Consider the following 16,067-nt stretch of genomic DNA (forward strand, 5'->3'; position numbering starts at 1 on the left):
AAACCCGGACAATAAAAGCACAAAAAAGGGCGGTTCAGGAGAAAACTCTCCCAAACCGCCCCAACAAACAGACAGCCTGCTCAGCAGTTATCACCCTGAGTATCAGGCTCCCTAGACTCGGGCTACGCCATCCTCGTCATAGCCGACAACCTTCAGCGACTCGCCATCGTCAGCAACCGTGACCTCTACGCGGTCACCATCGCGAACATCACCGGCGAGCAGTCGACGTGCCAGCTCATCGCCGATTGCCTTCTGCACCAAGCGACGCAGCGGACGGGCACCATAGGCCGGGTCGTAGCCGCGCTCCGACAACCAGTCCAGCGCCCCATCGGAGACATCCAGCACCAGTCGACGTGCCTCCAGGCGTTCTGCCAGGTTGCGAACCTGAATGTCCACAATGCCGCGCAGCTGCTCGGAGGTCAGCGGATCGAAGATCACTACATCGTCGAGACGGTTGATGAACTCCGGCTTGAAGGCCATCTTGACCGCATCCATGATCTGCTCATGCGTACCACCAGCACCGAGGTTGGAGGTCAGAATCAGAATCGTGTTTCGGAAGTCCACAGTTCGGCCCTGACCATCGGTCAGGCGACCCTCATCGAGCACCTGCAGAAGCACATCGAACACGTCCGGGTGAGCCTTCTCCACCTCGTCGAAAAGCACGACGGTGTACGGACGGCGACGAACAGCCTCGGTGAGCTGACCGCCAGCGTCGTAGCCGACGTATCCGGGAGGAGCACCAATCAGACGAGCGACAGAGTGCTTCTCGCCGTACTCGGACATATCGATGCGAACCATCGCACGCTCATCGTCGAAGAGGAACTCCGCCAGCGCCTTGGCCAACTCCGTCTTACCAACGCCAGTTGGACCGAGGAACAGGAAGGAACCAGTAGGACGGTTCGGATCGGCGACACCCGCACGCGAACGGCGGACGGCATCGGAAACAGCCTCCACAGCGGCAGTCTGACCAACAACGCGACGGCCGAGGTTGAGCTCCATTTCGAGCAGCTTCTCGGTTTCACCCTGCATCATCTTGCCAGCCGGGATACCAGTCCAGGCGGAGACAACCTCAGCGACTTCCTGAGGCGTGACCTCCTCCTTGAGCATGGAGTTTTCCTCTGCGTCAGCGACCGATTCCTCGGCGGCCTCCAGCTTCTTCTCCAACTCAGGGATGCGTCCGTAACGCAGCTCTGCGACGCGCCCGTAGTCACCTTCGCGCTCAGCCTTTTCGGACTCAGTGCGCAGGGCATCGAGCTCTTCGCGGACGGAGCGGACATCATCAATCGAGGACTTCTCGTTCTGCCAGCGAGTCTTCAGAGCGTTGAGCTTCTCGCGCTCATCTGCAAGTTCCTCACGGAGCTTGTCCAGGCGTTCCTTCGACGCGATGTCAGTTTCCTTCTCCAGTGCCATTTCCTCGATTTCGAGGCGGCGCACGATGCGTTCCGCGGAGTCGATTTCCTCCGGCGAGGAGTCAATCTCCATACGCAGACGCGATGCGGCCTCATCAACCAGGTCAATGGCCTTATCCGGCAGGAAGCGGGATGTGATGTAGCGGTCCGACAGCGTTGCTGCAGCCACTAGCGCGGAGTCCTGGATACGAACACCGTGGTGGACCTCGTAGCGCTCCTTCAGACCACGCAGAATACCGATGGCGTCCTCAACGCTCGGCTCACCGACGAAGACCTGCTGGAAACGACGCTCCAGCGCAGCATCCTTCTCGATGTACTTGCGGTACTCATCCAGGGTCGTCGCACCGACCAGACGCAGCTCACCACGAGCCAGCATCGGCTTGATCATATTGCCCGCATCCATCGAGCCATCACCCGTGGCGCCAGCGCCAACGATGGTGTGAATCTCATCGATGAAGGTAATAATCTGACCGTCGGATTCCTTAATCTCGTCCAGAACCGCCTTCAGGCGCTCCTCGAACTCACCGCGGTACTTCGCACCGGCGACCATAGAGCCCAAATCCAGGCTCATCAGCGTCTTGCCCTTCAGAGATTCCGGCACATCACCTGCAACAATGCGTCGTGCCAGCCCCTCTACAATGGCCGTCTTACCAACGCCCGGCTCACCAATGAGCACAGGATTGTTCTTGGTACGACGACTCAAGACCTGTACCACGCGACGAATCTCCGCATCGCGGCCAATAACTGGGTCAATCTTGCCCTCACGTGCCCGCGCGGTTAAGTCCGTCGCATACTTTTCCAGAGCCTGATACTGCTCCTCCGGATTCTCCGTTGTTACCTTTCTCGATCCACGCACGCTAGTCAGCGCGCCCTTTAACGCATCGGCAGTAGCACCCGCCGACTGCAGCACAGTTGCTGCCTCCGACTGGCCAGTTGCTACACCGATAAGCAGAATTTCCGTGGAGACATACTCGTCTCCCAGCTCCCCCGCCAGCTCCTCGGCGGCGTTCAGTGCATTAACAGCGTCCCTATTAAATTGCGGGTTCGCCATATTCGCCCCGCTTGCCGACGGGTACCCCGCGACCAACTCCTTAGCGCGGGTCAAAACCCCGGAAGGATTAACGCCCGCTGCTTCAAGCAGTGGAGCCGCAATACCCTCCTTTTGCTCCAGCAGTGCTACCAGAATGTGCCCAGGCCGGATATCCGGGTTACCCGCACTGGTCGCGGCCTTCATAGCTTCCTGGAGAACTTCTCCAGTCTTAGTTGTTGGTGTAAAACTCATAACTTGCGCCCCTTTGACTCAACCTTGTCATTCACTACCCATAACGCATTCAGCCTTGAGTCTGTTCCACTCAACTTCAAATTTTTCAATTTCCCGACCGTGATTCACACCACACCTATAGCAAAAAGGATTAAGCTCGGCAGCGTCGTTAAGCGTAGTAGTGCGCCGAAAAGCACTAGAAAACGTTGGAAAGCTCCAGAAACCACGTGCGAGCACACTCCGACACACCGCCCGACGCCCTCACCAGCGCACTCCCGCCGGATCCGACTTCCCCCATGTGAGTGATGGGTGGGCAGCGCACTCATATTGTTTTGGTTACCCTGGTAGGTGACATTCCTTCATTCTCACGAAAGGACTCGAATGAACATCGAGCAGGCACGTCAGATGACTGAGGGCAAGGGCTTCATCGCCGCTCTCGACCAGTCCGGTGGATCTACCCCGAAGGCTCTGCGCCTGTACGGCATCAACGAGGATCAGTACTCGAACGAAGATGAAATGTTCGACCTGGTCCACCAGATGCGTACCCGCATCATCACTTCCCCGTCCTTCAACTCTGAGCAGATTATTGGCGCGATTCTCTTCGAGCAGACCATGGATCGCGACATTGAGGGAATCCCGACCGCTCAGTACCTGTGGGAAAAGAAGGGCATCGTCCCGTTCCTGAAGACCGACAAGGGCCTGGCTGACAAGGAAAACGGCGTTCAGCTTATGAAGCCGTGCCCGGGCCTGGATGAGCTGCTGGAGCGCGCTGTCGCTAAGGGCATCTTCGGCACCAAGATGCGTTCCTTCATTGCTGAGGCAAACGAAGAGGGCATCAAGGCCAACATTGCTCAGCAGTTCGAGTTCGGCAAGCAGGTTCTGTCCCACGGTCTGGTTCCAATCCTGGAGCCGGAGGTCGACATCAACGCTGCTGACAAGGCAGAGGCTGAGGACATCGTCCTGCGCGAGCTGCTCGCTGGCCTGGATAACCTGGCTGATGACCAGAAGGTCATGATCAAGGTTTCCATCCCGACCAAGGATGACCTGTACAAGCCACTGATTGAGCACCCGAAGGTCATGCGCGTTGTCGCCCTGTCCGGTGGCTACGAGCGCGAGGACGCCAACGAGCGCCTGTCCCGCAACCACGGCATGATTGCTTCCTTCTCCCGTGCACTGTCTGAGGGCCTGTCCGCTCAGCAGTCCGACGAAGAGTTCAACGCAACTATGGCTGAGTCCGTCAAGGGCATCTACGAGGCTTCGATTTCCTAATCGTCCGCGCTGTGCATTTGCGCTTCGCTGTGCATCTGCGCTTGTGCGCACCTCTAGGTAGTCGCTAGCGCAATTAAAAACTCCCGCACCAGGTTTTCTTGGTCCGGGAGTTTTTTAATCGCGTCCCTGGTAGTCAAATACCGGCAGCGACCAGCCACGCCACAGCGCCGCTAGTCGAATGAACAGCGCCGACAGTACAGCGCAGATAATGTTGATGTTCTCGTGCAGGCCAGCCATATCGAGCACGTAGTAAAGCGTCGCCGCAACAACTGCAATGGAGGCATAGAGCTCCTTTTGGAACACCAGCGGGACGCGGTCACACATCAGGTCGCGGAGCACACCTCCGAATGCACCGGTAAGGACGGCGCCGACAATAGCGATGATGACGCCGTGCCCCATCTCCATGGCCACGCGGGCACCAATGATAGAAAACGCCGACAAACCAATCGCGTCAGCGACCAGGAACACGACCCGGAAGTGCTTCATCAGGAAGTCGGCCAACAGCACCGTAATCAGCGCTGCACCGACAATAACCAGCAAATACTGCGGGCTTGCAACCCACACCAACGGATAGTGCCCGAGAATGACATCGCGCAGGGTACCGCCGCCGATAGCAGTCATGCACGCAATTGTTGAAACTCCAAAGAGATCCATGCGCATTCGACCGGCCGCCAGCGCGCCGGTGACGCCTTCGGCCGTAATTCCAATGACCCAGAGGATGTGGAGCAGCATGATAAGAAATATAAAGGACTTCGCCCGAATCGGTAGAACTATAGGCTAATATCCCGCAATCTTCGCTCCCCCACTCCTGCTTTCAGCTCCGCTCGCCCCTCCTCACTTCCCAGCTATCCCTGATCGCGAATTTCCAGCACCGGAATCGAGCGGCGAATCCGCTCCACCTCCGCTACATCCACATCGGCCACAAGCAACTGCGGGCCGTAGCCCGCCGAGGCAATAACTCCGCCGTCCGCATTGACCAGCATGGAGTGACCCGCGCCAGTTGGCCCCTCATCCTTGCCCGCGGCCTTCGCTCCACCAGGCCGAGCCGCATCGACTGCCGCAATCACACATGTGCTGTCCAGCGCACGTGCCGAGACCAGAGTCTGCCACTGCGTCACCTTGCCCGGACCATCATTCCACGATGCAGGTAGCGCGATGACCTCCGCGCCCAGGTTGGCCAGTTGAATGAATTGCTCCGGAAACCTGACGTCAAAGCATGTCGCAAGACCGAGGGCGACCGACGATCCGTCGGCAAGCGGGACGTCACACACCACGTGCGCGTTGCCCGGCGCGACGGTATCGGATTCGCGAAATCCGAAAGCGTCGAAGAGGTGGAGCTTGTCGTAGAACTCGACACCGGGGCCGTCCTCATCACGCCAAGCCAGGAGCAGCGAATTGAAGACGCGGTGCATCGTCTTACCGTCGCGCTCTACTTCATCTGCCGGGCGGAACATGCCGACTACCACGCTGATTCCGGCATCGTGAGCGGCCTGCGAGACCTCCGCTACGAACCTATCGCTGCTGGACTCCGCCACGACATCCAGGCGACCGGAATTGAACGCCTTCATCGTGGCCTCGGGGAAAACCACCAAATCGGCGTTGTCCTGTGCTGCCCGCACGATAGTCGCCTTCACCGCGTCCAGATTCTGTTCAACCGAAGCTGACAATTCCAACTGAGCCAATGCAATACGCATGCCTAAATGCTACCGCCTACCCCGGATTGACCGCCCTGAAGTTATCCACAGCGCGGCTTCCTGCGTTGCTGTCGCTCAGAGTTATCCACAGTTCGCTGAAGACGGTCTTCCGCTGCCTTTCGCCACCCAGCAGAATCAAAAACATGGCCGAACACATCACAGTCAACCCAGCTCAAATATCCGCCTTAAGTCGTTTCTACCAGCAGATTTCCACTCGTATTGATGGTCTTTCCACCATCGTCGCAGCTGCTCCGAGAAGCGCCGACCTCACCTCCGCTCTGCCCGGCTCACGGATTGTCCCCGCTGCCTCCACTACTTGTGGGAAGTGGTCGGAATCATTGCTTGCCGCGTGCACAAACATCGACGTTATTGCGCAGGCTGCTGATGCCCTCGCTGTCAGCGCTCTCGCGCACGAGCATGACCAGTCCGCCGCCTTGGAAAAGCTGTCATGGTCACGGTAGGCGAAGCGCTGCTTTGGCGTGTGGATTCGCTGGAGATCCTCGCCCGAGCGCTGCGTTCCGGGGCACGCGCCCTCGCCGATTCCGCCGACAGTTCCCAGGGCGCACTCAACGCGCTTTCAGAGGACGACTTCGCCGGCGACAACCGCAGCGCCGCCGAGGTTTCTGTCACCCACAGCTCCACGCGTCTGCGCCGGAGCAGCATCGCGCTCGAACGTCTTGCCGCCTGCTGCAGCGACACCGCTGCCATGCTTAACGACGTCATCCGCGAACTTACCGACGCGGTAAACCAGGCCACCAACCTGGGGTTTCAGGTGAACCTGGTTTCTGGTGCGGTGACTCCGCCGGAGGGCATGCTGTCTGCGATTGCGCGCAGCCTCGTTCATCCCAAAATTCCTGCCGGGCCTTTCACCATGGCCGAATGGCGTGCAACCTCGCAGCTTCGGATCCAATCGGCTTTGGCTGAGCTCAACCGACTCGATGAGAAGGCGGCGGGCGCAATCTCAGCTCTTTCACCACTGGTGGCAAGCGGAGTTAGTGGCTCGAGTAGATTGCAGCCATCACAGGCTGGCGGCGGTACTGGCAACACTAGCGACAAGGGAATTGACGGTGGTTGGGACTCGGAACCTGGGAACGGATTGGCTGGGGCGTATTCGAGTAGACCGCTATCGGAGATAGATGCCGCCATGTCCTCTCGTGCCCGGGCTTTGGGGCTGCCTCCTGGACAACTATTGGAGTCCTCGCCTGGACATTCTGCGATTGCGTTCGGTGACGTTGAGCGAGCATCGACTGTGATTACTCTCGTCCCCGGCACCAGCTCTAGCGCGGAGGACGCTAGCAGACAGTTCGAGCGCGTAGCCGCGACCTTCCATGCCGCGGGTGAAGATCCGGAAGATGTGGCGGTGGTGTTGTTCTCCTATGACGCGCCACCCGACCTCCGTGAGGCCGTGCGCACCGAGTATCACAATTTTGCCGCTGAGCGGCTGCAGCACTTGCAAGCCGGTTTGATTGAGCGTTCCGGTGGTGTCGATAGTGGTGACACTGCGATCGCCGGTGGTCTTACTAGCCACGGCACGTCTTCTACTCAGCGACACGTTGTCGCCGGCTATAGCTATGGGGCGACGGTGGTCTCGCAGGCCTCCCTTGGTAGTGGCCTCTACGCGGATAGGGTGCTGCTCATAGCTCCGCCAGGCGTTGGCCCCGGACTGGAGCGCGCAAACGACATGAAACTGCTCAAGCCGGACGGCACAGTCCGACCCGAAAATGAAAATAACCACCGCGTAGCGGTGGCGACTTCGCCGATGGACCCCATTCGTATTCCCGCCGAACTGGGGATTCATGGGAAAAACCCAGCTGATAAAGATTTCGGCGCGTACACACTCAACCTGAGTGAGCGTGGCCTGTCCATGCGAGATTTGACCGATTTCATGGTCACTCCCGTGCAGGATATTCCTCAAAAGTATCGGCACATCCAGGGCAACCCGCACATCGAACACTACTTTGACGACGAAGTTTTCACCCGCGAGACCAACCGGTGGCTAACTGATAGCTAACCGGCGTCTCAGATCAGCGGTTGCTAATCTACGGCCCAAATTAACAAGCCAAGAGAAAACGGACTAACCAGGCAACGCTGGTTAGTCCGTTCACTCAGCCGTGTGGGATTATCCTTCCCCACCGCGGTTGTCTTTGTGCCTGCGTCGTGTGCGCGGCTCCCACATCACCACTGCCGTAGAACGTGGGACGTGAACCAGTTCGCCTCGCGAACGACGAGCCTGTGCCTTTGCTTGATAGAGCTGCTCTCGCAATTCTGCATTTTCCTGCTCAAGCGAATCCACCCGCTCAGTCAGGTCGATGATGGCCTTAATACCGGCCAGGTTGACGCCGTCTTCCTGACTCAAACGCTGAATCTCACGCAGCAGCGCCACATCGCGTTTGGTGTAGCGCCGACCTCCGCCGGAGGTGCGCTGCGGAGTTACCAACCCGAGTCGGTCATAATTACGCAGCGTCTGCGCATGCATGCCGGCGAGATTCGCCGCTACGGATATGACATAGACCTCAGTGTTGTCGGACATTATTTCGCACCTGCCCAACCCTCACGAGGATTGAACCCGCTGGCACGTTCCGCTTCGACGTAGGAGCGCAATGCCGAAGTGGCATTGTCATCCAAATTGGTCGGCACCTTCACACGCACAGTTACCAGCAGGTCCCCCGGAGTGCCATTGCGCTTCGGGATCCCTCGACCGCGCACACGCAGTGTTCGGCCATCGGCTGTGCCAGCCGGGACACGCACGCGAATCTTGTCACCCAACGTCGGCACAGTAATAGTGCCGCCGAGTGCGAGCTCGCCGAAGCTCACTGGCACCGTGACCTCAAGGTCATTGCCACTGCGGGTGAAGACTTCATCCGGGCGAACATGGACAGTGACAAAGAGGTCACCGGCCGGACGCCCCCGCAGTCCCGCTTCACCTTGGCCCGCAAGACGGACCTTCTGGCCGTCCACCACACCTGCGGGGACGCGAACGGTAATGGTACGACGGCGGGTGGTCACACCGGTGCCGTTACACTGCGAGCAGGGATTCTCGATGCGAGTGCCCTGGCCACCACAGTCCGCACACGGGCTGGAGAAGCCGAAGGCCCCCTTTTGCTCCTTGACATATCCCGAACCATGACAGGTGGTACACGTCACCGGCGAGGTTCCCGGCGCTGCACCCGAACCATTGCAGTTCGTGCATGGCGACGGGTTGGTGAGCTGCAGCGGGATGGTGACACCTTGGGCGGCCTCGCGGAAATCGAGCGTAATCTCTGTCTCCACATCCGCACCACGGCGGGCCTTCTGCCGCCCGGCAGCACCAGCGCCACCATTGCGGTTTACGAAGCCACCCAGGAAATCGCCTAGGCCACCTGCACCACCAGCATTGCCACCGAATCCGGCACCTCCGCCAAAGAGATCCGACACGTCGAAGTCGAATCCACGTGCACCGGCAGCACCGGCTCCGCCGGCACCCGCGGCACCGGGGAATCGGAAACCACCTGCGAGAGCTGCACGCAGCTCATCGTATTCGCGGCGCTTGTCCTCGTCTCCGACCACCGAGTATGCCTCGGAGATTCGCTTGAACTTATCTTCAGCGGCCTTGTTGCCCGGGTTCTTATCCGGGTGGTTCTCCCGGGCTAACTTGCGGTAGGCCTTTTTAATCTCGTCGAGTGACGCAGACTTAGAGACGCCCAAGTCAGCGTAATAGTCCTTATCTGCCCATTCCCGTTGAGTCATGGTGCATCTCCTCCTTTCAGAAAAACTAATTCAAAGAAATCTGCGTCACTTGTGTCTCCGCTACTGCGGATCGCCGATGATTACCATCGCCGTACGAATGACACGGTCATTAATTCGGTAGCCCTTGCGCAGCACATTGGCTAGAACCTTGTCATCCCCTTCAGAGAGATCCTGGACAGCCTCGTGGATGTCCGGGTTGAACTCCTCTCCTGTGGCACCAAATTCCTCAACACCCTGTGCGGTCAGCACGCCGCGGAATTTATCCGCGAAAGCCTTCAGCGGGGTGCCGTCTGCCAAGTCGCCATGCTCTTCAGCCCGGTCGAGGTCATCAGCCAAAACCAGCAGTTCTCCAGCCAGCTTTGCCTTCGCCTGTACGCGCTCGGCTTCACGGTCTCGGTCAACTCGACGACGGTAGTTTGCGAACTCCGCCGACAGGCGCTGCAGGTCCTCCGTGCGCTCATCCAACTCACGCTGGATGGCTGCAACTGGGTCTGCAGCTTCCTCCGCGGCGGTGTCGCCGGCGGCATTTTCGGTCGCCGGCTCCACGTCGTCGTCAAGCTTGGCCTGCTCGAAGACCTCGTTGACCTGATCGGCCAGGTTGGCCGGCTCCTCCGGGGTGGGCTGGTTTCCCTGATCCTGGTCAGTCATTCTTACTTGTCCTTCTCGTCCTCGTCGACGACCTCAGCGTCAACGACGTTGTCGTCAGCGTCAGCGGCCTCAGAGCCCTCGGCTGCGGTTGCACCCTCAGCTGCCTGAGCCTCGTAGATAGCCTTACCCATCTCCTGGCTCTCGGTGGACAGCTTCTCGACGGCGGACTTGATGGCCTCGATGTCGGAGCCCTTCAGAGCCTCGTCGACTTCCTTGGCAGCCTCTTCAACGCGGTCGCGGATGTCCTGGGAAACCTTGTCCTCGTTCTCCGATGCGAACTTGCGGGTCTGGTAAGCCATGGACTCAGCCGAGTTGCGGACTTCCTGCTCCTCGCGGCGCTTCTTGTCCTCGTCAGCGTGCTTCTCAGCGTCCTTGATCATCTGGTCGATCTCCTCCTTGGAGAGGCCGGAGCCGTCCTGGATGGTGATCGTGTTTTCCTTACCAGTGCCCTTGTCCTTAGCGGTGACGTGGACAATGCCGTTGGCGTCGATGTCGAAGGTGACCTCAATCTGCGGGACACCACGCGGTGCCGGAGCGATTCCGCCCAGCTCGAAAGAGCCCAGCAGCTTGTTGGCAGCAGCCATCTCGCGCTCACCCTGGAAGACCTGAATCTGAACGCTCGGCTGGTTGTCTTCAGCGGTGGTGAAGGTCTCCGAACGCTTGGTCGGGATAGTGGTGTTGCGCTCGATCAGCTTGGTCATGACACCGCCCTTGGTCTCAATACCCAGCGACAGCGGAGTGACGTCGAGCAGCAGCACGTCCTTGACCTCACCGCGCAGAACGCCGGCCTGCAGAGCAGCACCAACTGCGACAACCTCGTCCGGGTTAACGCCCTTGTTCGGCTCACGACCACCGGTCAGTTCCTTGACCAGCTCAGAGACTGCCGGCATACGGGTGGAACCACCGACCAGCACGACGTGGTCAATGTCGGAAACCGAAACATCAGCGTCAGCAATGACCTGCTGGAACGGCTTACGAGTGCGGTCAAGCAAATCAGAGGTGATGCGCTGGAACTCAGTACGGGACAGGGTCTCGTCCAGGAACAGCGGGTTCTTGTCAGCATCAACGGTGATGTACGGCAGGTTGATAGATGCCTGCTGCGAGGAGGACAGCTCAATCTTGGCCTTCTCAGCAGCCTCACGCAGACGCTGCAGAGCCATCTTGTCCTTGGTCAGGTCAATGCCGTTGCTGGACTGGAACTTCTCAACCAACCAGTCAACGATGCGCTGATCCCAGTCATCGCCACCGAGCTTGTTGTCACCAGCAGTTGCGCGAACCTCAACAACACCGTCGCCGATCTCCAGCAGGGAGACGTCGAAGGTACCGCCACCGAGGTCGAAGACCAGAATGGTCTGCTCCTTGTCGGACTTCTCCAGGCCGTAAGCAAGTGCAGCAGCAGTCGGCTCATTGACAATGCGCAGGACGTTCAGGCCAGCAATCTGACCTGCTTCCTTGGTTGCCTGACGCTCAGCGTCGTTGAAGTAAGCCGGAACGGTAATAACCGCATCAGTGACGTCGTCACCCAGGTAAGACTCAGCGTCGCGCTTCAGCTTCATCAGCGTACGAGCGGAAATCTCCTGCGGAGTGTACTTCTTGTCATCGATCTCGATGCTCCAGTCAGTACCCATGTGGCGCTTGACCGAACGAATAGTGCGATCAACGTTAGTGACAGCCTGGTTCTTAGCGGACTGGCCAACCAGGACCTCACCATTCTTTGCAAATGCAACGACCGACGGAGTGGTGCGCGAACCCTCAGCGTTCGCAATCACCTGAGCCTCGCCGCCCTCGAGGACGGAGACACAGGAGTTCGTCGTACCCAAGTCAATACCAACAGCGCGTCCCATGATGAACACCTTTCTAGAAGAGTAAAAGAATTGCCCTTAAGTCTTACACGCTCAAGTCTGCATTGCCGTAGAAAATCTGTCAAGCAAACTTGAGTGTGTCCGACTCAATGTTTGTCATGCTGTGCAACGGGCTATGGGACAAAGTTATTCCCGCCCGACTCAACTTTTCTAGAAAAACCTCCATCACCCCAGGTCAACTCGATAAAAGATTTTTGTAAAACTATGTTCTAAAGCTACTCGCGGTAGCCGACAGCGCAATTTTCTATACAGCATCCCGCCTCTGGCCTCCAGGGGGACAAAGAATTTCCTAGCACCAGCCCTGGGAACTTTCCTGCAAAGAGAACCGACTAATCCCCTGACGTGCTTTGCAGCCACCGGCTCATCAACAGGCCATGTCCTTGTTACCCCATGGCCTGACACCGAATCAGCTCTGGCGGCTCCATTAATACATGTCTAAATCCTCCCCATTTACGGGGCGATTGAGCCAAGAATTCATCCCACTTATTTAGGAGTTTTTCGTGCCTCAGAATGCACAGCGACACCATTTCCCCTTTTTCCGTGGGCTCGCAGTAGCGTCGGCAAGCGCCGCACTAACCCTCGCCTGCCCTGCCATTGCATCCGCACATGTGCATGCAACCCCGTCGTCTGCCCCGATTGGCGGCTACGCGGATCTGGCTTTCGGGGTCGGCCATGGCTGCGACGGTTCGCCGACGACGAAGGTCGAGTTCACCATCCCGGAGGAGTTCGAAAAGGTTACGCCGAACATGAACGCGAACTGGGATGTCACGAAGGAGTCGACCGGCTCTGGCGAGAATGAAAAGGTGCAGAAGGTCATCTACACCGCAAAGACTCCACTGCCATCGGATCTGAAGGATTCTCTGACGCTCAGCGTAAAGGTGGCCGATGACGCAAAGCCGTCGACAGTTGAGGTGCCAACGCTGCAGACCTGCGAAAAGGGGTCTATGAACTGGGCCGAAAAGGATCACGATAGCGATTACCCGGTTCCAACCGTGGAGCTGATTGAGAAGTCGGCAGACGATGAACATAGCCACGGTCACGACCACAGCCACAACCATGGCACCGGCGAGACAGAGCACGGCGATAACCACTCGGACAACGTGGAGCATTCCGCAGCTACTACCAGCGAGGACTCAAGCAGCACGCTTGGTGGCTGGGGCCTGGGACTCGGCCTCGTGGGCGCGCTCACCGGTATTGCTGCATTGGTAGTTTCACTGCGTAAGCGAGGTTAAGCCACAGGCGGATTGCCACTCGGGAATCCGCCTTCACCGCGGCGCTGCCGCCCATGCCTTCACAGAGCTCACCCCATGCGAGCACATAGAGCCGGCCGATCTTGACAATGCACGCCGGAGGATAATCCGTGCTGTCGGCTCGTCGTTTCGGTCGACGTAGTGAACGGACGATGCAAAGCTCTCAAACAATGACGGCTGAATCACGCATCTAGGCTCGGATTGAGTTAGGCGGAACTTTTGGCGTATTCGAAAACCGTTCGAAGGCAGTGGGGGTTATGCCGGCAAAACAGCAAAAACCCGAGCTGGGAACCCCGTCCCATCCTTTGGCTTCGGCCAGGAGGCAACCACGAGAGCCCCCGTTTCCGGCACCTGGTCGAGCCCAGCCAGAAGTTCAATCTGCCATCGGTCACGCCCTAATAGATAGAGCTCCGTCGGCAAGCTACCGCCATGAGCCACAATGCCGGGGTCCGTATCGGTGGTCTCATGCCCAATCGCCACAATGTCACGGTTGTCTATCAACCATTCGACAACCTCAACGTTCCATCCTGGGTAGTGAGTCACGCCCTCTTCATCCACATTGGCCATTGCCTCAGCGTCGGGCCACCGCTTTGACCAGTCACTGCGAAATGCGACAAATGCACCATCTGGAATCAAGCCATTGCGCTTCTCCCACGCCTCAACATCAGCAATCGAAGGGGAGAAATCATTATCCCGAGCGACTTCAGCAGTGAAATCTAGGACGACCAAAGGCAGGATCATCTGCTCGACGCCAATATTGTCAAGAGTTCTCGTCTCTTGGACGAAATGCACAGGCGGATCCACATGCGTACCCCACTGGCCAACAAACTGATACTGGTCGATTTCAAATCCATGCTCAGCAACGGTGAAAAGCCGTGTTCGCTGTTCGTCGGGAAGCGCCGGGAATTTCGGCTGACCAGCGTGAAACGCGTGAGTCAAGTCAACATAGGCGTGGTTTTCCCGAAGCTTGCGAGCAATGTCCCATAGTTCGTGCGCATTTGCGGTGTTCTTGTTCGACATAAGGCAAAGTATATAGACAAAGCTGTCTAGTTTGCCAGTAACGCCCCTAGCTTACCGAGAACCAGAACACTCCAATCACCCACACAACATCCATCAGCTCAAACAGCCTGACGACACCCACTACCGCAGGTACCCTCACATACAGGAAAGACTTTTCAAGCCGCAGCCAAATTCTTCAGGTTATGAAGTGTTGGGCTACACATCCGACTTTCACTAAAAATCAAGCCATCCCAAAGGAGTATCTAATGACCACCTACGAAAACATCCTTACCGAAACCCGAGGTCGCGTCGGCATTATCACCCTGAACCGCCCGAAGGCGCTGAACGCCCTGAACCACAAGACCATGGAAGAGATCGGCGCAGCAGCCACCGCTTTCGACAACGACTCGGGAATCGGCGCGATTATCATCACCGGCTCCGAGAAGGCGTTTGCCGCAGGTGCGGACATTAAGGAGATGGCGGATAAGTCCGGCACCGAGATGTACGTCTCTGACTGGTTCGCACGTTGGGATGTTCTGACTTCCGTCCGCACTCCAGTTATCGCCGCCGTCAACGGCTACGCCCTGGGCGGCGGCTGCGAGGTCGCTATGATGGCGGACTTCATCATCGCTGGCGCTAAGGCCAAGTTCGGTCAGCCTGAGGTCAACCTCGGCATCTCTCCGGGCATGGGCGGCTCGCAGCGTCTCACCCGCGCAATCGGCAAGGCTAAGGCAATGGAGATGTGCCTCACCGGCCGCATGATGGGCGCCGAGGAAGCTGAGTGCGCGGGTCTGGTCGCCCGCGTCGTCGAGCCGGAGGCGCTTCTCGACGAGGCCCTGAAGGTCGCCGACACCATTGCGTCGAAGTCGCTGGTTGCCACTACCCAGATTAAGGAACAGATCAACCAGGCCTACGAAATGACGCTGTCGCAGGGACTGCTCTTTGAGCGTCGCACCTTCCACTCCCTGTTCTCCTCCAATGACCAGAAGGAAGGCATGGCCGCTTTCACTGAAAAGCGCGAGGCAAACTTCACCAATTCCTAGAAACTGCTAGTTCACAGTCGACGGGGCTGCCAGCCACAGAGCAGAGCCGTCGGCAGCAGAATAGGTGTCGCGTGCGCGCGGTGTGTGCGTTGGAGAAGTCACAATGACAGCGGCACGAACGCCGCTGGTTCCCGATTCCGCAAGGTATGCAGTGCCAGCCGCATTTTCAACAGTGGAGTCCGAGTTTGTTTCCATCGTGATTCGTCGCTTCCATACGCCCATGGATACAAGCGCATCACGCATGTACTCAGCCTCAGTCTGACAGCCCGGCTGAGTACGACCACCCGTGACGACGACCGGGTTAAGCGGATGACGCAGCGCCAGCGAACGTGCAGTTTCCAATCGGGACGTCAAAACAGCAGGAGCACTGCAGTCGGGATTGAGGCGAGCTCCGAGCACAATAATCGGCACCTGAGGATTGAGTAGCGCTGCTTCCGCAGCTGCACGTCCGACCGGGGAAACCACCACTGGAGTCACAAGCGAGCTATTGAACGCCTTGACTGCGACCGCACTGACCGGATTGGCGTTTGCCACTGCGCCCGAGCTAAAGACCGCACTCGCAGTCAGAATGAGGCCTGCTCCAGCCATAGCGATTGCACGGAAAGATCGCGCCATTAAAGTCCCTCTCAAGAAAAAGTGGCACGGAGAAATCCATACCCCACATGCCATTTAGAATCAGGCGGATAAATCCGCAGTATCACGCTGCTAATACTAGGCACTACACAAAATGGCGCCTAAATAAGAATTGCACCGGGGGTGGCCAGACATTCTCTTCGCCACGGTCAAGTCCGACGGAGTGGTGTTTCTGCCTTTCGTTGAAACAAGCAGTGTGATGGCGTCAGGGACCGGCACGTGCTTGGTGCTGTGACTGGTTCATGCGACCTCCTTGGTGGTGGTGTCGGCGTC

Annotated in this window: 14 protein-coding genes; 5 read left to right on the forward strand and 9 right to left on the reverse strand. The window is 58.2% G+C overall.

From position 1 onward, the window contains the following. Positions 1-111: 111 nt before the first annotated feature. Positions 112-2,691 (reverse strand): ATP-dependent chaperone ClpB, encoded by a 2,580-nt coding sequence (clpB, locus tag NQ014_RS07580; protein WP_257074582.1) that lies wholly within the window; start codon positions 2,689-2,691, stop codon positions 112-114. 360 nt (positions 2,692-3,051) lie between these two features. Between clpB and NQ014_RS07585 the strand changes: the two genes are divergently transcribed. Next, positions 3,052-3,939: a fructose bisphosphate aldolase gene (locus NQ014_RS07585; RefSeq protein ID WP_257074583.1), complete on the forward strand. Its 888-nt coding sequence runs from the start codon at positions 3,052-3,054 to the stop codon at positions 3,937-3,939. Positions 3,940-4,053: 114 nt separating this feature from the next. Here the strand turns inward: NQ014_RS07585 and NQ014_RS07590 are convergent, their stop codons facing one another. Then, positions 4,054-4,671, reverse strand: coding sequence for a trimeric intracellular cation channel family protein (locus NQ014_RS07590; protein WP_257074584.1), 618 nt, complete (start codon positions 4,669-4,671; stop codon positions 4,054-4,056). 113 nt (positions 4,672-4,784) lie between these two features. After that, the gene (locus tag NQ014_RS07595; RefSeq protein WP_257074586.1) at positions 4,785-5,633 is read right to left on the reverse strand and encodes a nitrilase-related carbon-nitrogen hydrolase; all 849 of its coding nucleotides are present in this window, start codon (positions 5,631-5,633) and stop codon (positions 4,785-4,787) included. A 143-nt stretch (positions 5,634-5,776) separates the two neighbouring features. On the opposite strand from NQ014_RS07595, the gene NQ014_RS07600 reads away from it, so the two are divergent. Then, positions 5,777-6,094, forward strand: a complete 318-nt coding sequence (locus NQ014_RS07600; protein ID WP_257074587.1) for a hypothetical protein — start codon at positions 5,777-5,779, stop codon at positions 6,092-6,094. Then, complete coding sequence (locus NQ014_RS07605; protein ID WP_257074588.1) at positions 6,082-7,644, forward strand: alpha/beta hydrolase family protein; 1,563 nt, start codon at positions 6,082-6,084, stop codon at positions 7,642-7,644. Before NQ014_RS07600 ends, NQ014_RS07605 begins: the two co-directional genes overlap by 13 nt. 108 nt (positions 7,645-7,752) lie before the next feature. Here the strand turns inward: NQ014_RS07605 and NQ014_RS07610 are convergent, their stop codons facing one another. The 4 genes from NQ014_RS07610 to dnaK are packed head-to-tail and all read right to left on the reverse strand — an operon-like array spanning position 7,753 to position 11,851. After that, a complete protein-coding gene (locus tag NQ014_RS07610; RefSeq protein ID WP_257074589.1) occupies positions 7,753-8,163 on the reverse strand; it encodes a heat shock protein transcriptional repressor HspR in 411 nt (136 codons plus the stop codon). Then, complete coding sequence (gene dnaJ, locus NQ014_RS07615; RefSeq protein ID WP_005511752.1) at positions 8,163-9,359, reverse strand: molecular chaperone DnaJ; 1,197 nt, start codon at positions 9,357-9,359, stop codon at positions 8,163-8,165. Before dnaJ ends, NQ014_RS07610 begins: the two co-directional genes overlap by 1 nt. A 60-nt stretch (positions 9,360-9,419) precedes the next feature. After that, entirely contained in the window at positions 9,420-10,007 is a 588-nt protein-coding gene (gene grpE / locus NQ014_RS07620) for a nucleotide exchange factor GrpE (RefSeq protein WP_257074590.1), read from the reverse strand. Positions 10,008-10,009: 2 nt separating this feature from the next. Continuing rightward, positions 10,010-11,851 carry a molecular chaperone DnaK gene (dnaK, locus tag NQ014_RS07625; protein ID WP_257074594.1) on the reverse strand — a complete coding sequence of 614 codons (1,842 nt, stop codon included), beginning with the start codon at positions 11,849-11,851 and terminating at the stop codon, positions 10,010-10,012. A 518-nt stretch (positions 11,852-12,369) separates the two neighbouring features. Here dnaK and NQ014_RS07630 point away from each other — a divergent pair. Then, positions 12,370-13,101 (forward strand): YcnI family protein, encoded by a 732-nt coding sequence (locus tag NQ014_RS07630; RefSeq protein ID WP_257074595.1) that lies wholly within the window; start codon positions 12,370-12,372, stop codon positions 13,099-13,101. Between the two features lie 273 nt (positions 13,102-13,374). Here NQ014_RS07630 and NQ014_RS07635 read toward each other — a convergent pair whose 3' ends face one another. Further along, entirely contained in the window at positions 13,375-14,139 is a 765-nt protein-coding gene (locus NQ014_RS07635) for a cyclase family protein (protein ID WP_257074596.1), read from the reverse strand. A gap of 245 nt (positions 14,140-14,384) precedes the next feature. Between NQ014_RS07635 and NQ014_RS07640 the strand changes: the two genes are divergently transcribed. Further along, entirely contained in the window at positions 14,385-15,161 is a 777-nt protein-coding gene (locus tag NQ014_RS07640; protein ID WP_049171737.1) for an enoyl-CoA hydratase, read from the forward strand. Between the two features lie 6 nt (positions 15,162-15,167). On the opposite strand, the gene NQ014_RS07645 is transcribed toward NQ014_RS07640, so the two are convergent. Then, positions 15,168-15,776, reverse strand: a complete 609-nt coding sequence (locus NQ014_RS07645; RefSeq protein WP_257074597.1) for a YdcF family protein — start codon at positions 15,774-15,776, stop codon at positions 15,168-15,170. Between the last annotated feature and the right edge of the window lie 291 nt (positions 15,777-16,067).

The sequence above is a fragment of the Corynebacterium sp. 5QC2CO genome (assembly GCF_024580435.1).
In the GTDB taxonomy this organism is placed as follows: Bacteria; Actinomycetota; Actinomycetes; order Mycobacteriales; family Mycobacteriaceae; genus Corynebacterium; species Corynebacterium jeikeium_D.